This window comes from Bradyrhizobium sp. (assembly GCF_049581145.1).
Lineage (GTDB): Bacteria > Pseudomonadota > Alphaproteobacteria > Rhizobiales > Xanthobacteraceae > Bradyrhizobium.
Genome location: NZ_JBAURI010000654.1, coordinates 1 through 5,419, shown reverse-complemented (window position 1 = coordinate 5,419; position 5,419 = coordinate 1). Strand labels below are relative to the sequence as shown.

Sequence of the window (5,419 nt, the reverse complement as noted above, 5' to 3'; positions counted from 1 at the left end):
CCGCGAGGGCTTTCGTCACATCTCGGCTGGTCCGCATGAGCTGGCTTGGCTCGGCCCTTACGAATATTTCTGCAACGTGCTCGGCCTGCGGGCCGAGACCGAGCCGCTCCGCGGTCTCTGGCAACTGGCGCTGAACGCGGGCTGGCTGCAGCCGCATCAGCACACCTGCTGGCTCGCGGAGCGGCCCAATCTGTTGCGCGGCGACCCCGGCGATCGGCTGCACTATGCCGGCGGACCGGCGCTCTGCTATCGCGATGGCTGGTCGGTGTGGGCATGGAAAGGGGTCGAGGTGCCGCGCCGGCTGATCGAGCACGCCGACGCGATCACGCTCGATGCGATCGATGCGGCCTCGAATGTCCAGATCCGCCGCTGCATGATCGAGATCATGATGCCGCAGCGTTTTGTCGCGTTGGGCGGTGCGACCCGCGTCGCCGAGGATGAGACCGGCGTGCTCTGGCGCAGGGTTTGGCCCGACTCCGATGTCTGGGCGGCGGTCGAGGTGATCAACGCGACGCCCGAGCCCGACGGCACGCACAAGCATTTCTTCCTGCAGGTCCCACCCGCCCTGCGCACCGCGCGCGAAGCGGTGGCCTGGACCTACGGTATGCGGCCGAACACATACGCGAACCTCGTCGTCAGGACATGATGGCCGGACACATTGATCGAACGAGCGTGATGAGATGAGGTGGGCGGAGCAGTCGTCGTGCGCGTTGTCTCGGCGAAGAATCGCAGGGGGGCAAAGCCGCTCTTGCGCCGTGCCCACCGTCTTTTCGCGGGCCCATCGTGAATGGTGGGCACGCTACGCTTTGCCCGCCCTACGAACCCAACAAACTTCAGCTCCGATAATAGCGCCACATCCGCAAGAAGGTGCGATGGATGGCGTCGGGCGGCTGATCGAACGGTTCGAGGTTCACCCGCACCATGTTGTTGTGGCTCATGCGCCAGGGCAGCCGCATCAGGAGGCGGTAGCGCGGCTGCTTGCGCCAGTCGACCACCAGCGCGCTGCGCAGTGGCGCGTTGAGCACGATCTGCAGCTCGTGCACGGTCATCGCGCGCTCGGCGATCTCGATCACATCGATGCGGTCGATCGCACGCCAGCGGATCAGCCCGAACGCCTGGATGAAGATGCCATACTGGTTCGCGCCGATGGTCGGCCGCCCGGTCTCCAAGAGCGGAATGTTGTAATAGGTGAAGGCGGCGGCGGCGAGCGCCAGTGGCAGCCAATAGAGCGCGCCGGTGATCCACGCGGCGGTGAGGAAAATCAGCGCCAGCGCGGCGGTGATGTAGACCGGAAAATAGGTGTCGTCGCGCCCATAGGCGACGGAGTAGCCCCCGGCGTTGCCCTCTTCCAGATGTGCGATCATGTGCCTGACGCCGCGACTGCGTCAGGACAAAGTGGACACCTGTTTGCTCAAAAGATCATGCTCAAACAATGAGCATTGCGGTGGTTTCGGCTGCGCGGCACAACCGCACAAAATATTTCCGCACGAAATAAAACGGGGCCGCAAGGCCCCGTCGAAGTCAGGATCGTCCGCGATCTTACTTGATCTTGGCTTCGCGGAATTCGACATGCTTGCGCGCCACCGGATCGTACTTCTTCTTGACCAGCTTGTCGGTCATGGTGCGCGAATTCTTTTTGGCGACGTAATAGAACCCGGTGTCCGCCGAGGACACCAGCTTGACCTTGATGGTGACCGCTTTGGCCATGTTCAGGACCTCTGATGGAGTGGAAGTTGCGCCGGCAAGGAGCAGGGCGCATTTGCCGCGCAACCTAGCCGGTGACGTCCCAAAGTCAAGGTTTCAGGTCGACTTTTGCTGGTAAATAACCCGCCGAATCCGGCTTTTTAAGGTTCAAAGAACCGGTTTTTCGGCCGCGGCAGGCCGAGATTGTCCCGCAGCGTCGCCCCTTCATAGTCTTTCCGGAAAATCCCGCGCTTCTGCAGCTCCGGGATCACCTTGTCGACGACATCGTAAAGGCCCTGGGGCAGGAACGGGAACATGATGTTGAAGCCGTCGCTGCCACGGCTGGTCAGCCATTCCTCCATCTGGTCGGCGATCGATGTTGCGGTGCCGACAAAGGACAGCCCGCCATAGCCGCCGACCCGCTGGGCGAGCTGGCGCACAGTGAGCTTGTCGCGGGCAGCGAGATCGACCAGGCGCTGGCGGCCGCTCTTGGAGGCGTTGGTCTCGGGGATCGGCGGCAACTGGCCGTCGGGATCGAAGCCGGAGGCGTCGGTGCCGAGAATGACCGAGAGCGAGGCGATCGCGCTGTCGTAATGCACCATGCTGTCGAGCCTGGCGCGCTTCTCCTGGGCTTCGTCGGCGCTGTCGCCGACGACCACAAAGGCGCCGGGGAGGATCTTCAGGTGCTCCGGGTCGCGCTCGATCTTCTCCATGCGGCCCTTGATGTCGGCATAGAGTTTTTGCCCGTCGGCGAGGCTGCCACCGCCGGTGAACACGGCCTCCGCGGTCTCGGCGGCGAGCTGCCTGCCGTCCTCCGAGGCACCGGCCTGCACGATCACCGGCCAGCCCTGTATGGGGCGGCCGATGTTGAGCGGACCGCGCACCTTCAGATACTTCCCCTTGTGGTCGAGCACATGCATTTTGGCCGGATCGAAATAGAGCCCTTGCTCGACGTCGCGCACGAAGGCATCGTCGGCAAAGGAGTCCCACAGTCCGGTGACCACGTCATAGAACTCGCGCGCCCGCTTGTAGCGCTCGGCATGCTCCATGTGATCGTCGAGCCCGAAATTCAGCGCCGCGTCCGGATTGGAGGTGGTGACGATATTCCAGCCCGCGCGGCCGCCTGAGATGTGATCGAGCGACGCAAAGCGGCGGGCGACGTGATAGGGCGCGTCGAAGGTGGTCGAACCCGTTGCGATCAGGCCGATCCTCTCGGTTGCGCCCGCCAGCGCCGACAGCAGCGTGAACGGCTCGAACGAGGTCACGGTGTGGCTGCGCTTCAGCGCGTTGATCGGCATGTTCAACACCGCCAGATGATCGGCCATGAAGAAGGCGTCGAACTTGCCGGCCTCCAGCTTGCGGATCAGGTCCTTCAGATGCGCGAAGTTGAAGTTGGCGTCCGGCCACGCCCCCGGATAGCGCCAGGCGCCGGTGTGAATGCTGACTGGGCGCATGAAAGCGCCGAGCTTGAGTTGACGTGGTGCCATGAGCCCGTTCCGTGCGGTTGTCGTTGCCAAACACATAGGAATGCCCAGCGGCGGCGTCATCTGCTGCGGCGCAGAAGGATATTTTGTTTTTGTGCCTGTGTTCAAAACGCTCGTTATTCCGGCACCCTGCCTGCAAGGCCGTCATTGCGAGCGAAGCAATCCATCGCGCCACGGAAAGTATGGATTTCTTCCTCGCACGGGCTCCTCGCAATGGCGGCAGTGAGAGTCGGCGGTGCTACGCACCCAGCACGTCCCTCTGCATCTTGCCGTCGTAGAAATGGAAGAACGGCACCGGCGCGTCGTGGCGGAGCTCGCCGGCGGCGAGCCGCCGCTCCAGTTCGCCCAGCACGTTCCTGGTCATCGGATGCAGATCGGCGAGCGGTTTTGAGCCGAGCTCGACCCAGACCAGCTCGACGAGCTCGGCATCGGGATGGATCACGCCGTCGACGCGATGGGTGATCGCGGAGGCGTCCGCGGTGAAGAAGCGGGTGTCGAAGCGCTTGATCCGTCCGGGCGGGGTGATCGCACGCGCGATCAGGAACAGCCCGGAGGGATCGGGCAACAGGCCCGCTTCGGCAAACGGCATCCAGCCGCCGTCGAGTTTCGTTGCTGCGCCCTCGCTCTTGCGCCCCAGGCACAGCCCGGTCTCCTCGCAGGCCTCGCGGATCGCGGCAACGGCGAGCGATTTTGCGCGCGCGGCGTTGATTTTCGGGCTGCCCTTCAGGAGATTGGCTTCGAGCTCCGGCGGGATCGGAGCTGCCACCGGCACGCGATAGTCCGACTTGTCGACCCGGCCACCCGGAAACACGAATTTTCCGGGCATGAACACCACCTTGTCGTGACGCCTGCCGACCAGGACCTTTGCAATCGGGCCGCTGCGATCGACCAGGATCAGCGTCGCGGCATCCTTCGGCCGAACATAGGGATGGTGATCGGCTTCCGTGTTCTGTTTTTTTTCCTCTTTGTTGCCTTCCGTCGCGGCTCGCGCGGCTGCGGTCATGTCCATCCCCGTCGCGTTCTAGGTTTTGACCCACCAGTGTCAGCTAAACCGGCGGGATGTCACTAGACGGATTGTCATCGAAGCCATGCATGCGCAGCGCCCATTGCAGGCCGACCACCGCGCCCTTGACCGGCTGCAGCAGCGCGAGCGAGGCGAACAAGGTGAGCGGCAGATAGATCGCGAGCTGCAAGGCCACCGGCGGTGAGAAGTTGGTCTCGATCACCAGCGCGGTTGGTACCACGATATGCCCGACGATGACGATCACGAGATAGGCCGGCAGATCGTCGGCGCGATGCGGCGAGAAATCGAGCCCGCAGGCCGCGCAATGGTCGGCGACTTTCAGATAGGCGCGAAATAGTCTGCCCTCGCCGCAGCGCGGGCAGCGGCTGCGAAAACCGCGTTTCAGGGCGGACCAGACGTCGCGCTTCTCGCCTACCCGCTTGTCGGCGAATCCGGTTTCGCCGAGCGCGGTTTCCCGGGTCCAGACCTTGGGAGCTGAGCTCATGGCTTCCATGATTTCTTTCCCTTCGATTTGCCGGGCTTCTTGCCGGCCGCCTTGCGGCCCTTGCTGCGTGAACTCCGACCCGGTCGGTCTTTCGCGGGGGACGCGGGCTTGGCTGAACCACGTGCCGTGGCGCCACGATCGCGCTTCCGGCCGGCCGGAACGAGTTGGCCGTCAGATAGGAGTTCAAAGCGCAACGCGCCAGCAATCGGGGCGGCTTCGACCAGGCGGACGTCGACGACGTCGCCGAGCCGGTGCACAGCGCCGCTGCGCGAGCCGACCAGCGCGTGGCGGGTTTCGTCGTAGTTGAAATATTCGGTGCCGAGCGAGCGGATCGGGATCAGCCCGTCGGCGCCGGTGTCGTCGAGCTTGACGAACAGGCCGGCACGGGTGACGCCGGAAATCCGGCCCTGAAAGCTGGCGCCGATGCGGTCGACCAGGTGATGGGCGATCAGGCGATCGGCGGTCTCGCGCTCGGCCTTCATGGCACGCCGCTCGGTCACCGAAATCTGCGCCGCGACCTCGCTCAGATCTTCCGGTGTCTCGCTGTCTGGCAGTGCGCCTTCGCCAAGACCGAGCGCGCGGATCAGCGCGCGGTGGACCACGAGGTCGGCGTAGCGCCGGATCGGCGAGGTGAAATGCGCGTAGCGCCGCAGGTTGAGGCCGAAATGCCCGTAATTCTCGGCGGAATATTCCGCCTGCGCCTGCGAGCGCAGCACGACCTCGTTGACCAAAGCTTCGTAGTCC

At 64.2% G+C, this 5,419-nt stretch carries 7 protein-coding genes; 1 reads left to right on the top strand and 6 read right to left on the bottom strand.

All coding sequences use genetic code 11. The features are described from left to right. A partial coding sequence (locus WCB02_RS21575) for a DUF6745 domain-containing protein (RefSeq protein ID WP_423961243.1) occupies positions 1-646 on the top strand: 646 nt, incomplete at its 5' end. 187 nt (positions 647-833) lie between these two features. Here the strand turns inward: WCB02_RS21575 and WCB02_RS21570 are convergent. The 6 genes from WCB02_RS21570 to WCB02_RS21545 all read right to left on the bottom strand — a co-directional run. Beyond that, the gene (locus tag WCB02_RS21570; RefSeq protein ID WP_423961242.1) at positions 834-1,364 is read right to left on the bottom strand and encodes a hypothetical protein; all 531 of its coding nucleotides are present in this window, start codon (positions 1,362-1,364) and stop codon (positions 834-836) included. Positions 1,365-1,539: 175 nt separating this feature from the next. Further along, positions 1,540-1,707 (bottom strand): 50S ribosomal protein L33, encoded by a 168-nt coding sequence (gene rpmG / locus WCB02_RS21565; protein ID WP_007603295.1) that lies wholly within the window; start codon positions 1,705-1,707, stop codon positions 1,540-1,542. Positions 1,708-1,844: 137 nt separating this feature from the next. After that, entirely contained in the window at positions 1,845-3,170 is a 1,326-nt protein-coding gene (locus WCB02_RS21560) for an LLM class flavin-dependent oxidoreductase (RefSeq protein ID WP_423961237.1), read from the bottom strand. 235 nt (positions 3,171-3,405) lie between these two features. After that, the gene (locus tag WCB02_RS21555; protein WP_423961235.1) at positions 3,406-4,170 is read right to left on the bottom strand and encodes an NUDIX hydrolase; all 765 of its coding nucleotides are present in this window, start codon (positions 4,168-4,170) and stop codon (positions 3,406-3,408) included. A 43-nt stretch (positions 4,171-4,213) separates the two neighbouring features. Continuing rightward, positions 4,214-4,684, bottom strand: a complete 471-nt coding sequence (locus WCB02_RS21550) for a DUF983 domain-containing protein (protein ID WP_423961233.1) — start codon at positions 4,682-4,684, stop codon at positions 4,214-4,216. After that, a partial coding sequence (locus WCB02_RS21545; protein ID WP_423961232.1) for an RNB domain-containing ribonuclease occupies positions 4,672-5,419 on the bottom strand: 748 nt, incomplete at its 5' end. The genes WCB02_RS21545 and WCB02_RS21550, both read right to left, overlap by 13 nt.

Coding starts and splice junctions, on each gene's coding strand:
- WCB02_RS21570 (WP_423961242.1), bottom strand. CDS start 1,364: ATGATCGCACATCTGGAAGAGGGCAACGCCGGGGGCTACTCCGTCGCC.
- rpmG (WP_007603295.1), bottom strand. CDS start 1,707: ATGGCCAAAGCGGTCACCATCAAGGTCAAGCTGGTGTCCTCGGCGGAC.
- WCB02_RS21560 (WP_423961237.1), bottom strand. CDS start 3,170: ATGGCACCACGTCAACTCAAGCTCGGCGCTTTCATGCGCCCAGTCAGC.
- WCB02_RS21555 (WP_423961235.1), bottom strand. CDS start 4,170: ATGACCGCAGCCGCGCGAGCCGCGACGGAAGGCAACAAAGAGGAAAAA.
- WCB02_RS21550 (WP_423961233.1), bottom strand. CDS start 4,684: ATGGAAGCCATGAGCTCAGCTCCCAAGGTCTGGACCCGGGAAACCGCG.